At 62.1% G+C, this 23,326-nt stretch carries 22 protein-coding genes; 9 read left to right on the forward strand and 13 right to left on the reverse strand.

Annotated elements, in window-relative coordinates; all coding sequences use genetic code 11:
- The coding region (locus NKJ93_RS28115) for a transposase (protein WP_352495195.1) at positions 1-209 on the forward strand (209 nt) is incomplete at its 5' end.
- Between the two features lie 219 nt (positions 210-428).
- On the opposite strand, the gene NKJ93_RS28120 is transcribed toward NKJ93_RS28115, so the two are convergent.
- From NKJ93_RS28120 to NKJ93_RS28145, 6 genes are all read right to left on the reverse strand, one after another.
- Positions 429-809 carry a thiol-disulfide oxidoreductase DCC family protein gene (locus NKJ93_RS28120; protein ID WP_352491498.1) on the reverse strand — a complete coding sequence of 127 codons (381 nt, stop codon included), beginning with the start codon at positions 807-809 and terminating at the stop codon, positions 429-431.
- A gap of 210 nt (positions 810-1,019) precedes the next feature.
- Positions 1,020-1,313 (reverse strand): GYD domain-containing protein, encoded by a 294-nt coding sequence (locus tag NKJ93_RS28125; RefSeq protein WP_292658752.1) that lies wholly within the window; start codon positions 1,311-1,313, stop codon positions 1,020-1,022.
- A gap of 234 nt (positions 1,314-1,547) precedes the next feature.
- The gene (locus NKJ93_RS28130; protein ID WP_352491499.1) at positions 1,548-2,123 is read right to left on the reverse strand and encodes a hypothetical protein; all 576 of its coding nucleotides are present in this window, start codon (positions 2,121-2,123) and stop codon (positions 1,548-1,550) included.
- Between the two features lie 10 nt (positions 2,124-2,133).
- Positions 2,134-4,155, reverse strand: a complete 2,022-nt coding sequence (gene rpoD, locus NKJ93_RS28135; protein ID WP_352592377.1) for an RNA polymerase sigma factor RpoD — start codon at positions 4,153-4,155, stop codon at positions 2,134-2,136.
- A 373-nt stretch (positions 4,156-4,528) separates the two neighbouring features.
- Positions 4,529-6,505, reverse strand: a complete 1,977-nt coding sequence (gene dnaG, locus NKJ93_RS28140) for a DNA primase (protein WP_352592380.1) — start codon at positions 6,503-6,505, stop codon at positions 4,529-4,531.
- Between the two features lie 158 nt (positions 6,506-6,663).
- Complete coding sequence (locus tag NKJ93_RS28145; RefSeq protein WP_352592383.1) at positions 6,664-7,050, reverse strand: RcnB family protein; 387 nt, start codon at positions 7,048-7,050, stop codon at positions 6,664-6,666.
- A gap of 378 nt (positions 7,051-7,428) precedes the next feature.
- On the opposite strand from NKJ93_RS28145, the gene NKJ93_RS28150 reads away from it, so the two are divergent.
- The 3 genes from NKJ93_RS28150 (at position 7,429) to NKJ93_RS28160 (ending at position 10,736) form a co-directional block, all read left to right on the forward strand.
- On the forward strand, positions 7,429-9,093 hold the full coding sequence (locus tag NKJ93_RS28150) for a Na/Pi cotransporter family protein (protein ID WP_023719342.1): 1,665 nt from the start codon (positions 7,429-7,431) through the stop codon (positions 9,091-9,093).
- Between the two features lie 123 nt (positions 9,094-9,216).
- On the forward strand, positions 9,217-9,426 hold the full coding sequence (locus NKJ93_RS28155) for a DUF2061 domain-containing protein (RefSeq protein WP_023678301.1): 210 nt from the start codon (positions 9,217-9,219) through the stop codon (positions 9,424-9,426).
- Between the two features lie 128 nt (positions 9,427-9,554).
- The gene (locus NKJ93_RS28160) at positions 9,555-10,736 is read left to right on the forward strand and encodes an MFS transporter (RefSeq protein WP_023719343.1); all 1,182 of its coding nucleotides are present in this window, start codon (positions 9,555-9,557) and stop codon (positions 10,734-10,736) included.
- A 2-nt stretch (positions 10,737-10,738) separates the two neighbouring features.
- Here NKJ93_RS28160 and NKJ93_RS28165 read toward each other — a convergent pair whose 3' ends face one another.
- The 3 genes from NKJ93_RS28165 to NKJ93_RS28175 all read right to left on the reverse strand — a co-directional run bounded on the left by NKJ93_RS28165 (position 10,739) and on the right by NKJ93_RS28175 (position 13,135).
- Complete coding sequence (locus NKJ93_RS28165) at positions 10,739-11,296, reverse strand: GNAT family N-acetyltransferase (RefSeq protein ID WP_023719344.1); 558 nt, start codon at positions 11,294-11,296, stop codon at positions 10,739-10,741.
- Between the two features lie 209 nt (positions 11,297-11,505).
- On the reverse strand, positions 11,506-12,588 hold the full coding sequence (locus NKJ93_RS28170) for an arginase family protein (protein WP_352592386.1): 1,083 nt from the start codon (positions 12,586-12,588) through the stop codon (positions 11,506-11,508).
- Positions 12,589-12,685: 97 nt separating this feature from the next.
- Positions 12,686-13,135: a GatB/YqeY domain-containing protein gene (locus tag NKJ93_RS28175; RefSeq protein WP_023719346.1), complete on the reverse strand. Its 450-nt coding sequence runs from the start codon at positions 13,133-13,135 to the stop codon at positions 12,686-12,688.
- Between the two features lie 307 nt (positions 13,136-13,442).
- Between NKJ93_RS28175 and carA the strand changes: the two genes are divergently transcribed.
- The 3 genes from carA (at position 13,443) to NKJ93_RS28190 (ending at position 15,434) form a co-directional block, all read left to right on the forward strand.
- Positions 13,443-14,657, forward strand: a complete 1,215-nt coding sequence (gene carA / locus NKJ93_RS28180) for a glutamine-hydrolyzing carbamoyl-phosphate synthase small subunit (RefSeq protein WP_352592389.1) — start codon at positions 13,443-13,445, stop codon at positions 14,655-14,657.
- Between the two features lie 346 nt (positions 14,658-15,003).
- On the forward strand, positions 15,004-15,165 hold the full coding sequence (locus NKJ93_RS28185; RefSeq protein ID WP_023719348.1) for a hypothetical protein: 162 nt from the start codon (positions 15,004-15,006) through the stop codon (positions 15,163-15,165).
- 20 nt (positions 15,166-15,185) lie between these two features.
- Positions 15,186-15,434 (forward strand): helix-turn-helix domain-containing protein, encoded by a 249-nt coding sequence (locus tag NKJ93_RS28190; RefSeq protein ID WP_352592392.1) that lies wholly within the window; start codon positions 15,186-15,188, stop codon positions 15,432-15,434.
- On the opposite strand, the gene NKJ93_RS28195 is transcribed toward NKJ93_RS28190, so the two are convergent.
- The 3 genes from NKJ93_RS28195 to ypfJ all read right to left on the reverse strand — a co-directional run bounded on the left by NKJ93_RS28195 (position 15,362) and on the right by ypfJ (position 18,921).
- A complete protein-coding gene (locus NKJ93_RS28195; protein WP_352592395.1) occupies positions 15,362-16,309 on the reverse strand; it encodes an alpha/beta fold hydrolase in 948 nt (315 codons plus the stop codon). The two genes, NKJ93_RS28190 and NKJ93_RS28195, sit on opposite strands and share 73 nt — an antisense overlap.
- Positions 16,310-16,582: 273 nt before the next feature.
- Entirely contained in the window at positions 16,583-17,848 is a 1,266-nt protein-coding gene (locus tag NKJ93_RS28200; protein ID WP_023719350.1) for a TCR/Tet family MFS transporter, read from the reverse strand.
- A 152-nt stretch (positions 17,849-18,000) separates the two neighbouring features.
- Positions 18,001-18,921 carry a KPN_02809 family neutral zinc metallopeptidase gene (gene ypfJ / locus NKJ93_RS28205; RefSeq protein WP_023719351.1) on the reverse strand — a complete coding sequence of 307 codons (921 nt, stop codon included), beginning with the start codon at positions 18,919-18,921 and terminating at the stop codon, positions 18,001-18,003.
- Between the two features lie 206 nt (positions 18,922-19,127).
- Here ypfJ and NKJ93_RS28210 point away from each other — a divergent pair, with 206 nt between their 5' ends.
- Entirely contained in the window at positions 19,128-21,176 is a 2,049-nt protein-coding gene (locus tag NKJ93_RS28210; RefSeq protein WP_352592398.1) for a hypothetical protein, read from the forward strand.
- Positions 21,177-21,210: 34 nt separating this feature from the next.
- On the opposite strand, the gene mntR is transcribed toward NKJ93_RS28210, so the two are convergent.
- Positions 21,211-21,666, reverse strand: coding sequence for a manganese-binding transcriptional regulator MntR (gene mntR / locus NKJ93_RS28215; RefSeq protein ID WP_023678308.1), 456 nt, complete (start codon positions 21,664-21,666; stop codon positions 21,211-21,213).
- Positions 21,667-21,902: 236 nt separating this feature from the next.
- Between mntR and NKJ93_RS28220 the strand changes: the two genes are divergently transcribed.
- Positions 21,903-23,270: an Nramp family divalent metal transporter gene (locus tag NKJ93_RS28220; RefSeq protein WP_352483177.1), complete on the forward strand. Its 1,368-nt coding sequence runs from the start codon at positions 21,903-21,905 to the stop codon at positions 23,268-23,270.
- Positions 23,271-23,326 lie beyond the last annotated feature (56 nt).

The following is a 23,326-nucleotide window of genomic DNA, read 5'->3' on the forward strand; positions in this document are numbered from 1 at the left end:
AGTCGACGAACATGCTGGAGCGGCTGAACCAGGAGATCAAGCGGCGCACCCTGGTCGTTCGCATCTTCCCCAACCCGCGGAGCTGTCTGCGGCTGGTTCGGGCATTGGCGGTGGAGATCCACGAGAACTGGCTCGAGGCGACCCGCTACCTCAACATGGATCATCTGCGCGAGCACAAGAAGGAGAGCCTGAGGGCCTTGGCCGCCTGAGCACCGTCATGTGTCCGCCGCTCCGCTAAACACGGGGGCTGCGCGGCGGACACGCCGACGTCACCGCAATGCCACGCCATTTTGCAGAACTTGACGCACACAACTCCGGCGGTGCGCCGCATCGTTGGCTGGCTTTGCGAGCCCGTGGCTCGATAGCAGGGCACGCGAAAGGCCCGGAAACAATCTCCGGACGTTTCGGTGCGGAGCGAATAATACCCGTTACCAGCGGCCTTTGCGCCGGTTCCAGGCATAGAGCAGATCGGCAAAGCGATCATAGCCATAGCGCGTCAACGGCAGTGCGCCGGGATTGCCGAACAGCGTTGCGAGCCAGCCTTCGCCGGGCGTCGTGCGCCATACAGCAATGGCAACATCGGCGCCGACCAGCAATTTGCCGTCGGCGTCGATCGCATGCAGCCGGCGCCGGATGTCCTCCAGGCCGATGCCGTACCCGGCCAGCGCCGCCGGTTCGGCATTGATGTCGCGAAATTCGATCCGCCCGGCCTTAACCGCCTCGATCAGCCGCCGCTTCTGCCGGCTGATGCCGGCATCGCAGACCGGACAGCGCGTATTGTACCAGACTGTCAGCAGAGGCTTGGCCATGTTTCGAAACGGCACCAGAGGACACGCACGGATTATCCGAGAAATGCCGTTGCGCCGCAACGTGACACGATACCGGCGGAACGGCCGGCTTCGCTGATCCAGGTCGCCCAAAGGGTACGCAGCGGTTTTACGATAACGACATGCATAAAAAGAAGAGCTTAAAGCGCGTCGCAAGGGCCGTTCAGCGCGACGCGCTTCAGGCGCCGCGGCTCAGCCGAGCGAGGTGATGATCTCGCGATAGGCATCCTCGGGGAAAGCCTTGAGTGTCCGCGTCCTGACGTTTCCGCCCGTCGCCAGCATCAGCGAGAAACGAGCCAGGACAGCATCGTCGGGCGCTTCGAGCACGGCCACCATGTCGCAATCCCCCATAGTGAGATAAAATGCCTTGAAGGACCCGCCCATGTCTCCCAGCAGCTTCTTGGCGGCATCGAGCCGCTTCGGCGATTCGCGCACATTTTTGGCGCCTTGCTCGGTCCAGTTGATCAGCACGATGTAAGTTGTCATGGCACACCTCCCTCCGGTGCCACGGAGCACGGCGTCCAACCGCCGGGGCGGGCATCCGGGTTTGTCGCCCAGAGAATGCGTCCGTCGCGGAATTATCCTCCCACACCCGGTGCACCGCAAGAACAAACGGCCGGACGATAAAATTAAAAAGGCGCCGGATGGCGCCCTCTGACTCGTTCAGTCATTCTTGAGTGTCAGCTCCTAAGACGGTTCCGAGCATGCTCGAGCACGACGTCAGCTATCGACCGTCCTGATCAAGCCCTGCTCTGACAGATCGATTTTGTCCTTCAGAATGTATCTGTGGCCAAGGCCAACAGAATTTTCCGGAAGTCCCAGATAGGCGGCGAGTTCCTCATGGAGGTCGAGCGGAGCCATGTACTCTTTCGCTCCATCCATTCCCAATATCTGAAGCAAATCGTCAGGCGCGGCCTGCTTGCCGATCATAGCCAGCAAGGCGGGAGCGTCTTCCAGCCGAGGACGCATGTCCTCATCGTCAGGGTCACTCATCTCCATGCCCGGACAGGAATTGTAGCGCGATTGGAGAACACCGTGCTTTGCCGCCCAGAGGTTTAGCTGTTCCTCATCATAGACGGTAATCGCGATGCCGACGCAGGTCAGATCGAGGGTCAGGCTCTGAAGCAAGGATTCAATCCAGCGCGGGTCGAGCTGGTCTGTGTAACGGTCGGAGAAAGTGGTCCAACCATTCTGTTCGGTTGTGACGAAGGCGTCGATGGTCTTCGTCCTCAGCCAGTTGACCAACGCTTCTTGCGTTGGCCCCTTTATGCTGACGGTTCCGTAGGTCGCGCCCACCTAAAAATCCTCAGCTGTCGAGGAAGCTTCTGAGCTTGCGCGACCGGCTCGGGTGCTTGAGCTTGCGCAGCGCCTTGGCTTCGATCTGGCGGATGCGCTCGCGGGTGACCGAGAACTGCTGGCCGACCTCTTCAAGCGTGTGGTCGGTGTTCATGCCGATGCCGAAGCGCATTCTGAGCACGCGCTCTTCGCGCGGCGTCAGCGAGGCCAGCACGCGCGTCGTCGTCTCGCGCAGATTGGCCTGGATCGCCGCGTCGATCGGCAGGATCGCCATCTTGTCCTCGATGAAGTCGCCAAGATGCGAATCCTCCTCGTCGCCGACCGGCGTTTCGAGCGAGATCGGCTCCTTGGCGATCTTCAGCACCTTGCGCACTTTTTCCAGCGGCATGGCGAGCTTTTCCGCCAGTTCTTCCGGCGTCGGCTCACGGCCGATCTCATGCAGCATCTGGCGCGAGGTGCGCACGATCTTGTTGATCGTTTCGATCATGTGCACCGGAATGCGGATGGTGCGCGCCTGGTCGGCGATCGAACGGGTGATCGCCTGCCGGATCCACCACGTCGCGTAGGTCGAGAACTTGTAGCCGCGGCGGTATTCGAATTTGTCGACCGCCTTCATCAGGCCGATATTGCCTTCCTGGATCAGGTCGAGGAACTGCAGGCCGCGATTGGTATATTTCTTGGCGATGGAGATGACGAGGCGCAGATTGGCCTCGACCATTTCCTTCTTGGCGATCGCGGCTTCGCGCTCGCCCTTCTGCACCTGGTTGACGATCTTGCGGAATTCCAGGATCGAAATCGCCGTCTCGGTGGCGAGGTTCTGGATCTCGGCGCGCAGGTCGCGGATGGCGTCCTTCTCGTTCTTGGTGAATTCCTTCCAGCCGCGCGAGGTCAGATTGCCGATCGAGCGCGTCCAGTTGGGATCGAGCTCCGAGCCCTGATATTCCTTGAGGAATTCCTCGCGGCGCACGCCATAGCTTTCGGCCAGCCTGAGCAGCTTGCCTTCGTTCTGCACCAGGCGCTTGTTGATGTCGTAGAGCTGCTCGACCAGCGCCTCGATGCGCGCCGTGTTCAAGGACAGCGACTTCACCGCCTTGATCAGCTGGTCCTTCAATTCCTTCAGCCGGCGGTCCTGGCTGGGCGACAGCGTGCCCGCGGCAGCCAGCCGGTTCTCGACCTGCTGGTCCTGCAGCTTGCGCAGTTTCTTGTAGGTGTCGGCAATGACGTCGAGCGTCTCCATCACCTGCGGGCGCAGTTCCGCTTCCATCGCCGCCAGCGACAGGCTCGCCTCGTCATCGTCTTCCTCGTCGTCGTCCACCAGGCCACGCGTGTCGCCGCCGACATTGGTAATGTCGTCCTCGTCCTCGCGCGAACGGCGCGACTTTTCCTCGGTCTTGGCTTCCTCGATACGCTCGACAACCGGCGCCTGCTTGGCCTCCGGCCCGGCATAGGTCGCTTCAAGATCGATGATCTCGCGCAGCAGGATCTTCGATTCGTTGAGCTCGTCACGCCAGATGATGATGGCCTGGAAAGTCAGCGGGCTTTCGCACAGGCCCGCGATCATCGTCTCGCGGCCGGCCTCGATGCGTTTGGCGATCGCGATTTCGCCCTCGCGCGACAGAAGCTCGACTGAGCCCATCTCGCGCAGATACATGCGGACCGGATCGTCGGTGCGGTCGGTCGGCTCTTTCTTGGTCGTGGTGGCGGCGACGGCGGTGCCGGTCTGCTCGGCCAGCTCGTTGGCGTCTTCCTCGGCGTCAGCGGCGGTGTCGGCGGCTTCGGGCTCCTCGCCCTGCTCGTCGTCCTCGACCACGTTGATGCCCATGTCGGAAAGCATGGCCATCGTGTCCTCGATCTGCTCGGAGGTCACTTCCTCCGAGGGCAGCACCGAATTCAGCTCGTCCATGGTGACATAACCGCGCTTCTTGGCGGCCTTGATCATCTTCTTGACAGCATCGTCGGAAAGGTCGAGCAGAGGGCCATCGGTCGCGGCCTCGCGTTCGGTCTCGACTTCTTCCTTTTCTTTTGTCGCCATAGTCTTTATTTTCTCCAAGCGGCTGAGTATCAAAGCCGCGTAAGCTGCCGGTCCGGTCAAATTGGATGCGCTCTTTCCAGAACGCGCTTTACCGGGCCAGTAACTGCATCTCTCGTTAAGTCCAGATTAACCCTGATATCTGTGGCAAGCTGACTGCCTGTCCAGTGATCAGTACCTTACATCGCTGCATTCCCGTCGATGCCGGGGCGGGTTAACGTTTCGAATCGACCTGATTCCGCCATTCTGCCGGAAGGTCAAGCGCCTCTCGCATGATTCGCATGAAAAAAGCGAATCAATTACCCGACTTAGAGCACCGCACGCTTGATTCAACGCGCAAGCACGTCCTTACATTCAGTCTTCTGGGGGCTTCGATCTAAACGCGCCCAGCCCTGCCCGACGATACGCCAAACCCTTCGATCAGCGCTTCCGTTGCCTGCACATCACGAAATTGCGCCTGGATTTCGACCAGGTGCCGGTAGTTTTCGTCCGTGGGGTCGCTGGCGAGCGCTGCTTCCGCCTGCTTCAGCTCCTTATGTAAGGTGCGCGCGCTGCGCTGCAAGTGGAGGGCCTGGCTGAACGCATCGCGGGCATCGTCGAGTGCCGCCGTTTCCAGCGCCGGCCATTGCCGCGCACGTTTGATCAGCGCCACCGCACGCTGCCAGATCTCGCCGCAGCCGGCCCGCTCGATCGTCGCGATCACCGCGTCGCGGTCATTGGCCATATCATGCGCCATGGCGTCGAGGATCGCCGCATGCAGCCGCTTCAGATCGGAGTTGGCGAGATCGAGGAACTCGACATGGGCGAAATTCTCGTCGATCAGCACGGGATGGTTGACGAGGGCGGCAATGATCGTCGCCTCGCGTACCGACATGCCCTCGCCGCCGCGCTTGACCAACGCCGAGCGACCGAGGCTTTCGGTGATCGCGGTGCGCCCACCGGCATTGCCGCCGCGCGCAAACTGTCCGCCGGGTGCTGAACCCTTGCCCTGGAAACGTTCGCCGGGCCGTCCGTCCTGACGCCCCTGGCGTCCGCGCTGGGCACCGAAGAAGCTCTGCACCCGCTCGCGCATTTCCTGTTGGTAGTGATAGCGAAGGCTCTCGTCGCGGATACGGCTGGTCAGTTCGCGCAGCGTCTTTTCGAGCTCGGCTCGCCGTTCCGGCGTGTCGAAGATGCCGCCGGCCGTCTCGCGCATCCACAAGAGGTCGGCCAGCGGCCGCGCCTCGGAAAGCACGGCGCGGAACGCATCCGGTCCGTCACCCTTGACCAGATCGTCGGGATCCTTGCCCTCCGGCAGCAGGGCGAAGCGAACCGAGCGGCCCGCCTGGACCGCCGGCAGCGCCATGTCGGCGGCGCGCCATGCTGCCTTCAACCCGGCGTGGTCGCCGTCGAAGCACAGCACCGGCTCGCCGGCCATGCGCCATAGAAGTTCGAGCTGGTTTTCAGTCAATGCGGTGCCGAGCGGCGCCACCACGTTTTCGAAGCCGGCCTGCGCCAGCGCGATCACATCCATGTAGCCTTCGACGGCAATGACCGTGCCGCCCTTGGCCAGCGCCCCCTTTCCCAGCGCCCCCTTTCCCAGCACTTGGCGTGCACGAGCGAAATTGTAGAGCACGTTGCCCTTGTGGAAGAGCTCCGTATCGGGCGAGTTCATATATTTGGCCAGCGCATCCGGCGCTAGCGCCCGCCCGCCGAAGGCGATGATCTTGCCCCTGGAATCCGGGATCGGGAATATAATGCGGTCGCGGAACCAATCGTAGGAAACCGGGACGTCGTCGCCATGGCGCACCAGCCCGCACGCCTCGATGTCGGCCTTGGGGACGCCCTTGGCGGCAAGATGCTCCTTCAGCGCGTTGCGGCTGTCGGGCGCATAGCCGAGGCGGAAGGACTGCTGCGTCGCCGGTGTCAGTCCCCGGTCGCGCAGATAGGCGCGGGCCTTTGCGCCTTCCGGTCCCTGCAGCCGTTCCTGGAAGAACACCGTCGCCATCTCCATGACATCGGTCAGGCTGGCGCGTTCCTTTTCGCGCCGTTCCTCATCGGCGTCGCGAACCGGCATCGGCACGCCGGCCATGTCGGCGATCTTCTCGACGGCCTCGGGAAAGCTCATCCCGTCGAGTTCGGTCAAGAACTTGAAATGGTCGCCCGAAACCGAGCAGCCGAAACAGTGATAGCGGCCCTTCTTGTCCTCGCAATGGAAGGACGGGCTCTTCTCGCCATGGAACGGACAGCACGCCCAATAATCACCGCGCGGCGCGTTTGTCTTTTTCCTGTCCCACGCGACGCGCTGGCCGATCACCGAAGAAATCGGCACGCGGTCGCGGATCTCGTCGAGGAAAGCAGGCGGAAAGCGCATGAGGGACAGCTCGTTTGGCCTCCATATAATCACACGGGCCAAGCCCGACGACTCCTAATGCGGAACCATACCCGGTTTTCACAGGCCAAAAAGAGAAGGCGGCCTGCGGGCCGCCTTCTCGATCTAATCCGGCGCAGCGCCGGTCAGCCGTTCCGCACCTACTGCGCGGCGATAGCGCCGAAGATCAGGCCCGAGAGGTTGCTGACCAGCAGATAGTCGTTGCCGACCCGGATCCACTCCTGGCCGGGACCGGGACGGCGCAAGCCGTAGTGGCGATAGTCGCGGATCGGCTGGTGACGCTTCCAGCTGGAATATCTCTGGCCGTTGCGCCAATGGCTGCGCTTCACCACGATCTTTTTCGTCACTACGACGCGCTTGTTCACCTCGACATGCTTGTTCACGTCGACATTGCCGGGCTTTTGCCTGTCGACCTGGCTATAACTCGATTGCGGTGCGTTTGGTGGGTTCAATGGTGCAGCCTGGCCCTGCAAGGCCGTTGCACCCAGCATCGAGAAGGCAATGGCGGAAAGAACGATGCGTTTCATAGCGGGTACTCCTTGGTTGTCGATGCCTCTGGAATAGAGCCGGAAGGATGAACCGAAACTGAACGCAGAGATTACGTTTTCGTAATGATTTCCCACATTTAGCACGCCTAATTCAGCACTACCTTTAAAGCGGCTGTCCGAGCACGGACGCATGACCCTCCGCAACTCCGCGGGCAATGCAACCATTTTGCCGGCCATCCATTTCCGACACGCCCCGTCGCGGGGCAACACTCGTCCGAACCGGGCAAAATTTATTATTCGGCTAAAATAAATCGGAGTAATATCAACCTCTGCAATGTCCACGATTTGCGCCCACTGTTGCCCCTTTGACTTCACCGCGCCCGCGTCGCTGGCACCTGTCGCGTTGCGGGGCCTGGCATGAGTGGCTCCGTCGTTTTGCTGCACCTTGCCGGTGCGGTGGCACTGATGCTGTTTGCTACCCGTTTGGTGAAGACCGGCGTCGAGCGCGCCTATGGCGATGTGCTGCGCCACAAACTGCGCGCCACCATGCGCAATCCCTTCATGGCGGTTCTGGCCGGCTGCGGCCTGGCGGTCGCGCTGCAAAGCTCGACCGCCGTTACCTTGCTAGTCGGCTCATTCGCCGGCTCCGGCATTGTCAGCGGCATGTCGGGCCAGCTTGCGGTGCGCGGTGCCGAGATCGGCTCGGCGCTGGTGGTCAAGCTGCTTACCTTCGATCTGTCGCTGCTGGTACCGGTCTGCCTGGTCGCCGGCACCGTCATGTTCATGGCCACCGAGCGGCGCGACTGGCGCCAGTTCGGCCGCATCCTGGTCGGCATCGGCCTGCTGCTTCTGTCGCTGGAGATGATCGGCCAGGCGTCGGAGCCGCTGCGCCAGAGCACGCTGATGCCGCTCATCGTCGATTACTTCTCCGGCGATCCGGTCACCGCCTACCTTCTGGCGGCGTTGGTCACCTGGCTGTTCCATTCCTCGATCGCCGCGGTGCTGCTTATGGTGACGCTCGCCGGCCGCGGTTTCATCCCGCCCGAACTCGGCATCGTGCTGGTGCTCGGCGTCAATCTCGGCTCTTCGATCATCGCGCCGCTTCTAACCCGCAACGCAGAACCCGGCGTTCGCATCGTGCCGATCGGCAATCTCCTGATGCGCGGCATGGGCTCTCTGATCATGCTGATCCTGTTCCTGACGTTCAAGCCGCCAGTCGCCTTCTTGGGCAGCACCGTGCCCGAGCAGATCGTCAATGCCCACATCGTCTTCAACATCCTGATCCTGATCGCCGGCCTGCCGCTGGCGCGCCTGGTCTATCGTGCCTCGGAAAAGATCGTGGCGCTGGGCACCAGGCCCCAGCCCGCCAACGCGCTCGACGTCATCGAGCTTTCGGCGCTCAACGAAAGTGCGCTCGACGTGCCGAGCCAAGCACTCGCCAATGCCACCCGCGAGGTAGTGCGGGTCTGCGAGACGGTCGAGATCATGCTGAAACGGATCATCGAACTCTATGAGAGCGCCGACGCCGACAAGATCAGTGCGCTGGCCGCGCTCGACGACCGTGTCGACAGGAAGCACGCGGCGATCAAGCTCTATCTCGCCAAGGTCACCAAGAACCCGCTGAGCGAGGACGAGGCCCTGCGTTGCCAGGAGTTGATCGGCGCCTGCGTCAAGCTGGAGCAGGTCGGCGACATCATCGTGCGCAACATGCTGGTCCATGTGAAGAAGAAATTCGAGCGCGGACTGGAGTTCACGCCGGAAGGCTGGCGCGAGCTTTGCGCCTTCCATGCCCTGGTGCTTGCCAATGCCAGGCTAGCCTTCAACGTCCTGGTGTCCCGCGATCCGGAGACCGCTCGCCAGTTGGTGCTGGAAAAGGACCGGCTGCGCGACCGCGAGAAGGAAACCAGCCAGAGCCATTTCGTGCGGCTGCGCGACGGCACCGCCAAGAGCGTCGAGACCAGCTCCATCCATCTCGACACCATTCGCGACCTCAAGCAGATCAACTCGCTGCTCGCCTCGATGGCCTATCCCGTGCTTGAGGAACGCGGCCTGCTAACCGGTTCGCGGCTGAAGGCCGGATAGATTGCGTCCACAGGCCGGTAGCTTCAGAAGCTCGCCTATGCTGTGAGCCAATGCGCAAAATTACCTTTGCGCCACCTCCTGTCTGTCGGCTAAAGATCGCCAGATCTACCGGAAGGAAAGTCGATGGACACCCATTCTCGCAGCTTCGCCAAGGCGCTTTCCTGGCGTGTCACCGGTACCATCGACACGATGATCATTTCGCTCGTCGTGACGGGAAGCATCAAGCTCGCTGCGGCCATCGGCCTGACTGAGGTCGTCACCAAGTCGCTGCTCTACTACCTTCATGAGCGGGCGTGGCTGAAAATTCCTTACGGAAGGAAGGCGGCCGCGTAGCTCTTGCCGCCGCGGCCGGCACCTGACCGGTGACAAAGAAAATCTAAAGCGGCGTCGCCAATTTCTGAATTGCCCGGTGCCCTTATCCGTGGTTTGAGGTCACCTTATCCGAGGATCGCCTTCCCGCCATGCTTCCCCTCATTGCCCTGTTCATTGCCGCCTTCGCCTTCGGCACCACCGAATTCGTCATCGCCGGCGTGCTGCCGCAGGTGGCGGATGGCCTTGGCGTCGCGATCCCGACCGCCGGCTATCTCGTTTCCGGCTATGCCGGCGGCATTGCAGTCGGCGGCCCGCTGCTGGCGCTCGCCACCAAAAGGTTCTCCCGCAAGGCCCTGCTGCTTGGACTGACTGCAGCCTTTACCATCGGCCAGGCGGCCTGCGCGCTGGCGCCCGACTTCGCCTCGATGCTGCTGTTGCGGATTGCGGTGGCCGTGGCACACGGCGCCTATTTCGGCGTTGCCATGGTGGTGGCCGTCGGCCTCGTGCGCGAAGACCAGCGCGGCATGGCGGTGGCGCTGATCCTGTCCGGCCTCACCGTATCGAATGTCATCGGCGTTCCGGCCGGCACGGCAATCGGCAACATCTGGGGATGGCGTGCGACATTCTGGGTGATGTGCGCTCTCGGCGTGGTGGCCTTCGCCGCCATCGGCGCCCTGCTGCCGCGCAAGACAGGATCGTCGAGCCCGTCCGTCAGCCTTGGCAGCGAGGTACGCGTGCTCGCACGCCAGCAGGTCTGGACCTCGCTCATCATGATGCTGATGCTGATGATCGGCCAGTTCGGCCTGTTCACCTACATCACGCCGACGCTGCTTGAGGTCACCGGCCTCGACGAGAAATGGATACCTTGGGTGCTCCTGCTCAACGGTGTCGGCGCTACAATCGGCGTCTTCGTCGGCGGGCGCCTCGCCGACTGGAAGCTGATGCCGTCGCTCATCGCAATGCTATTCCTGCAGGCGGCGATGCTCGCCTCGATCTACGCCGTCAGTCCTTACCCACTGCCGATGGTGATGGCGATCTTCGTCTGGGGCGGCCTCAACTTCGCCATCGGCACGCCGATCCAGACCCGCATCCTGACCTGGACCGCGGACGCCTCCAATCTCGCCTCGTCGCTCATTCCGTCAGGCTTCAATGTCGGCATCGCGCTCGCCGCATCGCTCGGCGCGGCGATGCTCAATGCCGGCTATGGCTATCGCAGCTTGCCGGTGGTTGGCGCGATCGCCATGCTGGTCGCGGTCGCGGTTGCGCTTGCCTCGCATGTCTGGGAATGGCGGAGCCGGGCGGCGCCGCCGCTGCCGGCTGCCGCCGAATAGGGCTACAGATCGATCCGGTAACGCAGGCTTTCCGCGCCGCCATAGGAAGCATCCTCGAAGAAACGCCCGACGAGCCCGCCGCCATTGGCCAGAACGACCTTCTGCGAGGGCACATTGTGAGGCTTGCAGGTGATTTCGACGAAGGGCAGGCCAACCGCCCTCGCCTCCTCCAGCATCAGCCGCAGCGCCTCCGTCGCATAGCCGCATCCCCGTTTCCACGGCACCACCGCATAGCCGATGTGGCCGAGCACGTGCGATGGCAGCGCCGCGGTTCCGGGCTGCCAGCGCAAGCCGATCGAGCCTGAGACTTCCCCGTCCCAGATCCAGCGCCGAAATCCAGGCAGCCGCGGCACCGTCGAACCGTCCGGCAAGACGATCGGCGGTCCCTTGCCATCAGGATCGTCGAGATCGGCAAGGAAAGTCGCTGGATCCTTTTCGATAGCCGCAAGCTGCTCGCGCGTCGCGTCGAGCAGCCGCACATTGTCCGGCGACCAGCCGCGCTCGAGGGCCGCCTTGTAGGACGGCAGGTGTTCAAACGCCGGTTTGACGAGTTCGATCATGAGCGCGAGCTTTTGGCTGTCGGCCCTCAAAGGCGGGCTTGCGGCTGTAGCGACTACGACAAAACTGCCCCGCCATCGACCGTAATTCCCAAGTTTTCCGCATTGCGCCCATGTCGCGCAATGATTGCGACCGGGCGCATAAGGCTGGCTCCGCTTGGATGAGGCAAGCCGGCCAATTGCCCGCGAACGACCGTGAGATGGATCTCGAACTATCCAAGGGCGTCTGCAAGCATCTCATTCAAGCGTGCGAATGCTGCGGACTCGTCTGGCGCATGGGCCGGATTAACTTCTGTGATGGTCAGGCCGCGCCATTGCGGCAGGGCTGTCAGTTGCTTTAGCACAAAGGCGACTTGCTCCAGTTTGAGACCGTCGCAACGGCGCACATTCTCCGCAATCGGAAAATCGATAAAGGAGAGCACATCGACATCGAAGTGGATAAGCACGCAGTCAAAGCGCGCCGCCCATTCGGCCGCGCGCGCCGACGCCGCCTCGATGTCACTCAAAGCTTCCTCACGCGATATGATCTTGATCGCGTGATTTCCGATCACGGCCGCTTCGGGCGGGGTGATGTTCTCGATGCCGAAATAGAGGAGTTGCTGAGGCACGAGCATCGGGCGGGTCGGGCCGAGCCTCGCGAGCGAAGGCTCGCATCCATGGATATTGAGCAGATGGGCGACGCCGGTCCAGTCCAAGGCGCCGTCGCTCGTGTCAGGTGTGTTGAGATCGGCGTCGAAGTCAATGTAAACGAGTCCGATCCGCGCGCCGGCCGCATTCGCCCCGGCGACCGTCCCCAGTTCCACAGTACAATCGCCACCTAAAACAAGCACGTCTTCCTGCGCTGCGATCGCCGTCGCTACGTGGCTTGCGACCAACTCACAGGCGTCGCGCACTGCTTCCAGGTTCATAGCCTGCGACCGCGAAGGGTCCGGTCGCCATCGGAACGATGCAACATCGCCACGATCCCTGATGGATCTGCCTCGGTTCGTGATCGCTTCTGCGAGCCCATTTCGCCGAAAGGCCGCGGGGGCCTGTTCCTGACCCGGCGAATAGGCGCCGGCACTCGTGGCCGCACCGACAATATTCAACAAACGCGCCGCCAAATCGAAGCTCCATTTTCGCATGATCTTCTCGCAAACGTGTCCGGAGGGAGGAAGGTTCCTCCTCGACTTGAGAGGTTGCCGCCCGGCATCGGCACGAGGCCTAACAAGCAAAAAGCTCGCCGCATCGATGCCGTCGTGAGACGCCAGACGTCGAACATACAGGTTCATTCGCGCGGCCGTGGCGATGAACATGTCGGTGCGAACTGCCGTCCGCTCCGCCCGCTCCTAGCCTGGCTCCTCGCGATGGTCTCTTCGAGTCTCATGAGCACCGCTAAGGCGGGAAAAATCCCTACTGAAGCAGGCTCTTGACGATGCCGCTCGCCTTGGAGAAATCCATCTGGCCAGCATATTTCTCCTTGAGCGCCGCCATCACCTTGCCCATCTCCTTGACGCCGCTGGCACCTGTCTCGGCGATAGCGGAACGGACGGCGCTTTCCGTCTCGGCCTGGCCCAGTTGCGTCGGCAGGAAGTCGCGGATGATCGCCATCTCGTCGCGCTCCTGCGCGGCAAGTTCCGGCCGCTTGCCGTCATCGAACGCCTTGGCCGATTCCTCGCGCTGCTTCACCATCTTGGCCAGGATCTGCAGGATCTCGTCGTCGCTGGCCGGCTCCTTGCCGGCGCCGCGATTGGCGATGTCGCGATCATGAATGGCCGCCTGGATCAGCCGCAATGTCGGCAGCCGGCGCTTGTCCTGTGCCTTCATCGCGCTCTTCAGGGATTCGGCGATTTTGCCTCGCATGGTGCTTTCTCCTTCGAATGCGGCGGACAATAGCCGTGCCGAAAGCCCAAGGCAAATTCAAGTCTGTCCGGCAAATCCCTGATATTGTTCGACGAAATAAATCCAGGCACGTACGGCGCGGCATCATTGACCGCCTTGGCGCCTTCCCCTATGTACTGTGCCTTGCATGAATTGAATTCTAGTGCACGTCGCCCAAAAGTGCGTAGCGGTTTTGGGGCAACGACATGCAGCGCGCCGAGGCTGTGAGATTGCCGCTTCGCGCTTTTTGTTGCGCCGATTGAGGAGCGCAGCCTTTAGGAGTGCCGCCATGGCAACGATGACCGCCGCATCGACCCCCCCTTGGGCCACCGAGAAGCCGACCGCCCTGCTGGTGCTGGCCGACGGCACCGTCATCGAGGGCCGTGGTCTGGGCGCTTCCGGCTCCGCCGTTGCCGAGGTCTGCTTCAACACCGCGCTGACCGGCTATCAGGAGATCCTCACCGACCCCTCCTATGCCGGCCAGATCGTCACTTTCACCTTTCCGCATATCGGCAATATCGGCACCAATAACGAAGACATCGAGGATCTCAATCCGCTGGCCCGCGCCGGCGCCGTCGGCGCCGTGTTCAAGGCCGATGTCACCAACCCGTCGAATTACCGCGCCGGAACCGGTCTCGACCAGTGGCTGAAGAAGCGCGGCATCGTTGCACTTTCGGGCATCGACACGCGCGCGCTGACCGCGCTGATCCGCGAAAAGGGCATGCCCAATGCCGTTATCGCGCACGCCCCAGACGGTATCTTCGACATCGAAGACCTCAAGCGCCGCGCCGCCGCATGGTCGGGGCTTATCGGGCTTGATCTGGCCAAGGAGGTCACCTCCGGCCAATCCTCGGTCTGGCGCGAGACACCCTGGGCCTGGAACGAGGGCTTTGGCGAACAGGCCGACCCGTCGATGCACGTCGTTGCCATCGATTATGGCGTCAAGCGCAACATATTGCGCCTGCTTGCCGGCCTCGGCGCCAGGGTCACCGTGGTGCCGGCCAAGACCGGCGCCGAGGAGATCCTGGCGATGCGGCCCGATGGCATCTTTCTATCCAACGGCCCCGGCGATCCGGAAGCCACCGGCCACTACGCCGTTCCGGTCATCCAGGATCTGTTGAAGACCGATATCCCGCTGTTCGGCATCTGCCTCGGCCACCAGATGCTGGCGCTGGCGCTGGGCGGCAAGACCGCAAAAATGCATCTGGGCCACCACGGCGCTAATCATCCGGTCAAGGACCACACCACCGGCAAAGTCGAGATCGTCTCGATGAACCACGGCTTTGCCGTCGACGCCGACTCATTGCCGAGCGGCGTCGAGGAAACCCATGTCTCGCTATTCGATGGTTCGAATTGCGGCATCGCGCTCACCGGCAAGCCGGTCTTCTCGGTCCAGCATCATCCGGAAGCCTCGCCCGGCCCGCAGGATTCGCACTATCTGTTCCGCCGCTTCGTCAACCTGATCCGCGAAAAGCGTGGCGAACCGGCACTGGCCGAGCGCTGACCAAGCCGATGCATCAGCTATAACATATCGGCGGCGCGTGATCTGGACAACTTGCCTCCGGACGTCCGCGAGCAGGTCTCAGAAAGTCTGATTTCTTACGCAGTCGGCGGTCGCGGAGATACCAAGCGCCTCGTCGGCAGGGAAGGTTACAGACTTCGGATCGGTCGCTACCGAGTCATGTTTGACGAAGACCGCGCCACGATCCTTGCGGTCTATGTCGGCAAACGCGAAACGACAACCTACCCGTCGGCCATAGTAGGACAGAACACCATGAACGCCCCGCAAATCATCAAGACCCCAACCGGTGAGGAGCTGGTCGCTATCCCAAGGGGACTACGAGATCCTTTTGCGTGCCGCCGAAGAAGCTCTGGAAGACGCTGCCGATGCGGCGATCTACGACGAGCGTAAGGCCGATCTCCGAGCGGAAAAGGCACTGCCCGCGGACGTGACCATGGACATCTTGCGGGCTCCAGCCGGCTCAAGGCGCTGCGCAACCGGCGGCGGCTGACGCAAGCCGATTTGGCGGCCATGATCGGCGTCAGCCAGGGTTTTCTGTCGGACCTGGGGTCCAATCGCCGCAAACCATCGGCGCAGACAGGTGCAATGCTGGTCAAGGCGCTCGACATTCCAAGCGAATGGATTGAGCACCAGGTGATGCTACACTGGTTTGCGGCTTCTTCTCCCTTGGTTTTAGCTGATCCCGGTCATGGCGCGCCGGCCCCGGCCCGCTTCTCGATCAGTTCGGCAACCGCATCAGGATTGTCGGCCAGCACATAGTGGCTCGCATCGGGGATCTCGGCGCGCTCGACATGGCTCATGCCCTTGGCGCGGTAGCCGGCGAGGAAGGTCGGCAGCAGCGCAACAAAGGGGGACTTCTGGCCGAAGGCGATGACGAGCGGAACGGTGCTCGGCGCCGTCTGGGCGGCGTTCCATTCGGCATCGCTGGGGAAGGCGCGGTAGATCTCGAACGCGGCATGCAGTTGAGGCGCTCGATAGATGCGAAAATAGTATTTGCGTTCCTGCCTGGTGAATTTGCCGAAGTCGAGGAACCAGCCAAGCACGGCGGCCTGCCGACCGGGAACCACCTTTTCGGCGAGGCCGCCGGGCGCCTGGATGAAACCGATATGCCACGTGCCTGATATCGCCTTGTCCCAGCCGTCGATGCCGGGCATCGGAACATCGAGGATCATCGCACCGCGCAGCGTGTCGGGAAAGCGCCTGAGATAGGCATAGGTGACGATGCCGCCAAGGTCGTGACCCACCACATAGGGTTTTTCCAGATGCAGAGCGTCGGCAAGCCCATGGATCTGCGCCGCAAGATTGGCGGCTTCATAGCCGCCCCTGGCAGGCTCCGAGCGGCCTATGCCAGGCAGGTCGACGGCAACGACGGTGAAGCGTTGCGCCAGTCTCGGCATGACGGCCTGGTATTCGTTCCAATCTTCCGGAAATCCATGCACCAGGATAAGGGCTGGTCCGTGCCCGCCACGCAGGTAGTGCATGCTGCTGCCGTTCACCGCGGCTTTGGCCGAGGTGAACCCGGGGGGCACCTGACCTGCCCGTCCAGCAGGCGCCGCATGAGCCGCCACTACAACGAGCACCGCGCAGACAGCCACAGCCATGAGCGCCGCGCGATGAAGTATCCGGTTCAACATGTTGCTCTCCTCTCGTCTTCGATCCAGGCCCCGCGTTTGTTGCTTCTGACGTAAACTAGGGCGGGAGTTCGAATGGTCAGAGTTACAAAATGCGGCGCGAATGCCTCGAGGCCGGACTGCGCGATTACCGGAGTTGCGTTGTTGCCCTCATTCCTATCGCCTTTTTTCAATGAAGCCATTAAAACCGGTCGAAGAACCAGTGTGACGGGCATTTCGTTGGCCGGATCTGTCTCCACAGCCCGTCCTTGGTCAGGGCGATGCGGCCGTCATGGCTCATATCTGTGCTCCGTCTTCAGCAACGCCGGACGTGACGTTTCTGAGCGCCGCCGGCTTGGCTACTTTCGTGACGAAGACGATGAGCGCCAGCGTCAGGAAAATCGCGCCGAGCAGGTAGGGTGCGCCGCCGAAGGTCACGGGCGCGTTCGGCCCCGTGAACCAGGAAAAGATCGCCGTATAAAGCAGCGGCGTGATGATCGAGGTGATCGAGAAGATCGACGTCATCGCGCCCTGGAGTTCGCCTTGTGCCGAAGGCGGCACCTTGGCGGCGGCAAGGCTCCTGAGCGGCGGATCGGCCAACGCCTCGAGGCAGCCGACGACGATCACTGCATAGATCATCCAGCCTTGCGACGCGAATGCGTAGCCGAAGGCGCTGAGTGCCGTAAATGCCAGACCGATTACCGCCGTCTTCCACTCACCGAGCTTGGGGATCACGCGCGGCAGGACCGTCGCCATGACGATAGCCCCGCACAGGCCGAAGGCACCGAGCGAGAAGCCGATCTGTTGTTCGCTCCAGCCATAGCGATAACTGGAGACGAACGACCAGACCGCAGGATACATCATGTGCCCCAGCGTCATCAGAAAGAAGACAAGCCCGATCCAGCCGATGCCTTCGTAGTTGCGCATCTGGACGAGCGTGCCGACCGGGTTCGCGCGTTTCCACTCGAAGCGGCGACGATGCTTGCTATCAAGCGTTTCCGGCAACAGAAACAGCGCGATCAAAAAGTTTACGAAGGCAAGCCCGGCAGCGAAATAGAATGGCACGCGCGGCCCGAACGTGCCGAGCAACCCGCCCAGAACCGGCCCGATGACGAAGCCGACGCCGAAAGCGATGCCAAGCAGGCCGAAATTCTTCGCACGGTTCTCGTCGGTCGAGATATCGGCGATGAATGCCGATGTCGTGGAATAGCTGGCGCCGGAAATGCCGGCCAGCACACGCCCGATGAACAGCATCGGATAGGACCAGGCGATGGCACAGATCAGATTGTCGATGGAAAACGTCAGCACGGAGGCGAGCAGAATCGGCCGTCGTCCGAACCGGTCGCTCAACCCGCCCATCACTGGTGCGAAAATGAACTGCATCGCCGCATAGGCGAAGAACAGCCAGCCGCCCTCGATAGCCGCCTCACTGATGCCGACGCCGGTCAATTCTCTGAGATAGGCCGGCAGCACCGGCATGATGATGCCGAAGCCGATGATGTCGAGCAGCAGGGTGGTGAAAACAAGCGCAAGGCCCCGCCTGGCGGTTTTGGGGTCTATCATGATGGTATCTCCTCGGGCCGCCCGGGGCGAAGGCGAACGCACCTTATAGGCGAACACATCGCTGCGAACAATGAGGGAACGGGCAGGGTGTTTTCATCCTGACATCCCCTGACTGCTATCCAGTCTCTCGGATTCGCGAGAAAACCGTCGGCTCAGATCGGATTGTTGAACGTGTCGCAGTCCGAAAGCTTGCCGTTCTGGAAGCCTCGCGCCAGCCAGGCCTGCCGCTGCTGCGACGTGCCGTGGTTGAAGCTTTCCGGCACGACGTAGCCCTGCATCTTCTTCTGCAGCGTGTCGTCGCCGATCTGCTTTGCGGCGTTCAATGCCTCCGCCATGTCGCCCTGTTCCAAAATGCCCTTCTGGCCGGTGAAATGTGCCCAGATGCCGGCAAAGCAGTCGGCCTGCAGCTCGACCTGCACCGACATGTGGTTGGCGTCGGCCTCGCTCATATTCTGCCGCATCTGGTTGAATTTGGGCAGGATGCCGACGAGGTTCTGCACGTGATGGCCGACCTCATGCGCAATAACATAGGCCTGTGCGAAATCGCCCGAGGCACCGAACTGCTGATCGAGTTGCTGGAAGAAGGTGGTATCGAGATAGACCTTGCGATCGTTGGGACAGTAGAATGGTCCGGCCGCTGACGAGGCCGAACCGCAGGCGGAGCGAATCTGGCCGCTGAACAGGACCAGTTTTGGATCTTGATAGGTCAGGCCCTCGGACTGGAAAATACCAGTCCAGGTATCCTCGGTCTCGGCCAGCACGGTCGACACGAACTGCTTCATCTCGTCGGAGGCCGGCGCACCGGTACCGCCGCCTTGCTCGCCGCTATTGTCGGTGATCTGGCCGCCGCCGCCGGGCTGCAAGCCGCTGTTATCGAGGATCTGACTCGGGTCGAAGCCGAAATACCACCCTGCCAGGAAAATCAATCCTACGATGATGATGCCCGACATGCCGCCGCCGCCGGCGCGACCTCCGATCGGGATGCGAAACTGCCCCGGCCCGCCGCCAAGCCCGCCGCTCTGGCCGCGCTCGTCCTCGACATTGTCACTCTGACGACGGCCCTTCCAGAGCATGGCAACCCCCGTGATGCATGTTTGCAATCAACCCGCCGATGTCCTGGCCGGTTCCAACCCAGCAAACAATTATCCCAATGGTTACGCCAAGTCACAGTATTTTTCGCGCTAATAAGCAATGCCGGCTGACGCGGGTCTGCTCTGGCTTAGACGTCGCAAGGTCTGTAGCATCCACCGTGGCTGTGGAAGCGAGGGGGCGCTTGCGGATGATCGGGCGGGTTCTGTTGCTGTTTGCGGCATTGTCTTGCCTAGGCCCCGTGCCGGCCAGCGCCGTCACTCTCGATTCCAGTGTCGCAATCACCGATCCCGAGACCTTGCAGGCGCTCGAGCGCGGCGGGCTATCGATCAGCCGTCTGCTTGGGCCAGCGCTCGGACTGACACGCGACGTCGACAATCGCGGGCTGTTTTCGGTGCGCGCGCTGAGCCCGGTCCGCAACGCCGTCAAACAGCAGATCGTAGACGAACCAAGGAACAGCCCCGACTCCTATGTAACCGCTCTGGCAAACTCGAAAGACATCACCCAGAAGTTCAATCCGAAATACATCGACGACGACGGTTCGACGCTGGACCTGACCGGCATCGTCAATCGCATGGATCGCGGCTATCTCGGCCACACCGAATGCGGCGAGATCAGGCTGATCTACCGCTTCCACTATTCGGTCGAGGAGAAGCCTGGGCAACGCATCTCGTCGCGCCTGCCGCTGACCCTGAGCCTGGTCTTCAACGCCATACCGGCTTCGGCACAGATTCGCGCCTCGAAGGACCGTCCGCGCTCGGCTAACGGTTCCTGCGCGGACGTGGCGAAGCGCTGGCTTGTCGCCGGGCAGAAGAATCTGGAGCCGGATCAACTGGCGGCCTGGCTGCGCTCGGAAGAAGGCCCGCTTTCCAGCGCGATGTTGAATTCTTCGCAGATCATGCGGCTCGAGCTCAACATGCAGGTCGTGCGCCTATCGGCTTCGAGCCGGCGCGATTTCGGCGGCCACGCTGAGTATCTGTTGAAGATATTCAAGTGGGACCCGGCCAAAGCCATTTTCCAGGAAGCGAAAATGGAGAACCAGATCGACCGCAAGCTGGTGCTGGCCGACAGGCAAACCTTCGAAAGATGGCTGCTCACCGATCGCAACATCTATGATCTCGACCGTGGCCGCCTGGTGATCGACGAAAAATTCCTCGCGACCACCGCGGTTTCGGTGGCACCCGGCGGTATGAGCCGGTCGCAAAACAATTTGGCTTTTGGGCTGCTCGACGACGATGCTATCGACAAAGCGCTCAAGGACTATGTCGCAAAGGGCAATACGCTTCGCACCGTCAAATCGGTGGCCGGCTTCAATCTGCGCCTCAACGAGATGACCTGCACCGGCTGTCACCAGACGCACGGCATCGCCGGGTTCCATTACACCGGCGCCGACCCGGCCAGCGAACCGCGCCGCAACGCGGTGTTCGTGCCGGGCTCGGCTGTGTTTTTTGCCGACCTGCCGCGCCGCCGCGCCATTGTCGAGTCGTTCGCCGCTGGCAGACACCCGGATTTCAGCCGCGGCTTTGCCGGCCGTCAGGAGGCAAAATACGCCGAAGCGCTGAAAGGCACCGATCTCTACAATGGATGGGGCTCGACCTGCTATCGCGGCACCGACCCAAGTTTCGTAGACTGGACCTGCGACAAAGGCCTGCGTTGCGCCGGGGTCCACGAGAGCGCCATCCATCCGGGCTTTGGTACCTGCGTCAGCGAGGCCGGCACCGCGGTCGGCGATCCGGTGGAGTTCGGCGAGATCAGGATGTCGAAATGGGGCAACGACCAATATTGCCGTCTGTCACCGGCAACCGCGAAGGCCTGCGCCATCGACCCGGCCAGGGACAGAAAACCGCCGATAAAGCTCGCCGGCTATGGCGCGGCGCGCCAGCGTTACGACAATCCCGAGCAGAAGACTGGCGGCTTTCCCGGCGGCATGCTGCGCAAGGCGACCTGCGAAAAGCTGCCCGACGAGGCAAGCTGCGGCCGCCTCGCCAAGACCGGCTTCAACGACTGCGTAGGCTCCGGCAAGGACCACAAATTCTGCACCAGGGAATTCACCAAGACCGCTGGCCTGCGTGCTTGCGACAAGGCCCATCCCTGCCGCGAGGACTATATCTGCACCGCCGGTTTTGACGATCTGCCGGAAGCAAAGCCCGGCAAGGGCACTTGCATCCCACCCTATTTCATCTTTCAGTTTCGCGTCGATGGTCACCCGCGCAACTGGGTGCAGGATACGAATGAGTGAGCAGGTCAGTCGCACTGCATATCGCTTCGATCAATCAGCGGGCGGCGATTATTGCCTTGCGAAAGGCTTCGAGCGTCTCGGCGCTGACATGGTGCTCGATGCCTTCGGCGTCGATCCGCGCCGTCTCGGCGCTGACGCCGAGCGAGCGCAGGAAAGCCTCGACCGTCTGGTGGCGAATGCGGCTCTCTTCCGCAACCTTCCGCCCGGCATCGGTCAGGAACACGCCGCGATAGGGTTTCCGGGAGACCAGCCCGTCGGCGCACAGCCGCGTCAGCATTTTCGCCACCGTCGGCTGGGCGACGCCGAGCCGTGCCGCGATGTCGACCTGGCGCGCCTCGTTGCCGTCCTCGATCAGGTCGGCGATGAGCTCGACATAATCCTCGACCAGCGCGCTGCGGCGCGCTTCACGCGTCTGCCGGAACCCTTCCGAGTGGATTTCTGCGTCAGGCAGCGGCTTTTCGCGAGGAACCGGTCTTTTCTTCAGCGCCAATACGCGCTCCTCCCGGCAGTTTGAATCGGCATTGCAGTCATAACACGGAACCCTATTGGTTCTGGCCGTTTATTTCCATTCGGTGGCCGGCGCAACCGGCGTTCACTGCCGTTCCGGTCGCACCGTCAAGTGGGCACACGAAAAAGCACAAACAATGAAATATAGCATATTGCATAATGTTCAGCCGTGGCATAGATAAGGAGACAACATCGATCGTTCCAGTGGAAAGCCATTTCATGTCGGAAGCCGAAGCCACCTCAGCCCCCCGATCCATGTGGCGATTTGCCCGCCCGGAAGACGACGAGCAGCCCAGCCTTCGCGAAGTCAACGCAACGATCGCGGTGCCGCACTCGGGGATCTGGCTTCGCCGGCTGTTCGCCTTCGTGGGGCCGGGCTACATGGTTTCGGTCGGCTACATGGATCCGGGCAATTGGGCGACCGACCTCGCCGGCGGTGCCCAGTTCGGTTACACGCTGCTATTCATTATCATGTTGTCGAACCTGATGGCGATCCTGCTGCAGGCGCTCGCCGCCCGGCTCGGCATCGCCACCGGCCGTGACCTTGCGCAGGCGTGCCGCGCCTATTACCCGCGGCCGGTCAATTTCATGCTGTGGGTCGCTTGCGAACTGGCCATCATAGCGTGCGACCTGGCCGAGGTCATTGGCACGGCGATCGCCTTGCAACTGCTGTTCGGGATTCCGCTGATCGGCGGCGCCATCATCACCGCGCTCGATGCCTTCCTGCTGTTGTTGCTGATGAACAAGGGCTTCCGTTTCCTCGAGGCCTTCATCATAGCGCTTTTGATTATCATCTTCGGCTGCTTCGCCATTCAGATCTTTGCCGCCGCGCCGCCGGTCGGCTCCATCCTGCACGCCATGTTCGTGCCGTCGTCCGAGATCGTCACCAATCCGGCGATGCTTTACATTGCCATCGGCATCATCGGCGCCACGGTGATGCCGCACAATCTCTATTTGCACTCCTCGATCGTGCAGACCCGCGCCTACGAGCGCACCGATCGCGGCAAGCGCGACGCCATCAAATGGGCGACGACCGACTCGACCATCGCGCTGATACTGGCGCTGTTCGTCAATGCTTCCATCCTGATCGTGTCGGCGGTGGCGTTCCACGGCACCGGTCATCATGACGTCGCCGAGATCGGCCAGGCCTTCGAGCTGCTGTCGCCGCTACTCGGCCTCGGCATTGCTTCCATTCTGTTTGCCGTGGCGCTGCTTGCCTCCGGCCTGAACTCGACGGTGACGGCGACGCTGGCCGGCCAGATCGTGATGGAAGGCTTCTTGCGGCTGCGCATCCCGCAATGGGCGCGCCGCCTGCTGACGCGCGGCATCGCCATCATCCCGGTGGTGGTCGTCACCGCCCTCTATGGCGAGAAGGGCACCGGCCAGTTGCTGGTCTTCAGCCAGGTGATCCTGTCGATGCAGCTTCCCTTCGCGGTCGTCCCGCTGGTGCAGTTCGTCTCGGACAAGCGCAAAATGGGCAATTTCGCCATTTCCCGCGCCGTCGCCGTGCTGGCCTGGGTGGTTGCCGCCCTCATCCTGGTGCTCAACTTCAAGCTGCTCTACGATACGGTCGTCGGTCTGGGCTGAGCGTCTGCTCCAAACTGACGCAACTAAGGTCGGCAGTCATCCGCCCTTCCAGCCCT

Source organism: Mesorhizobium sp. M0028, from assembly GCF_040323855.1.
In the GTDB taxonomy this organism is placed as follows: domain Bacteria; phylum Pseudomonadota; class Alphaproteobacteria; order Rhizobiales; family Rhizobiaceae; genus Mesorhizobium.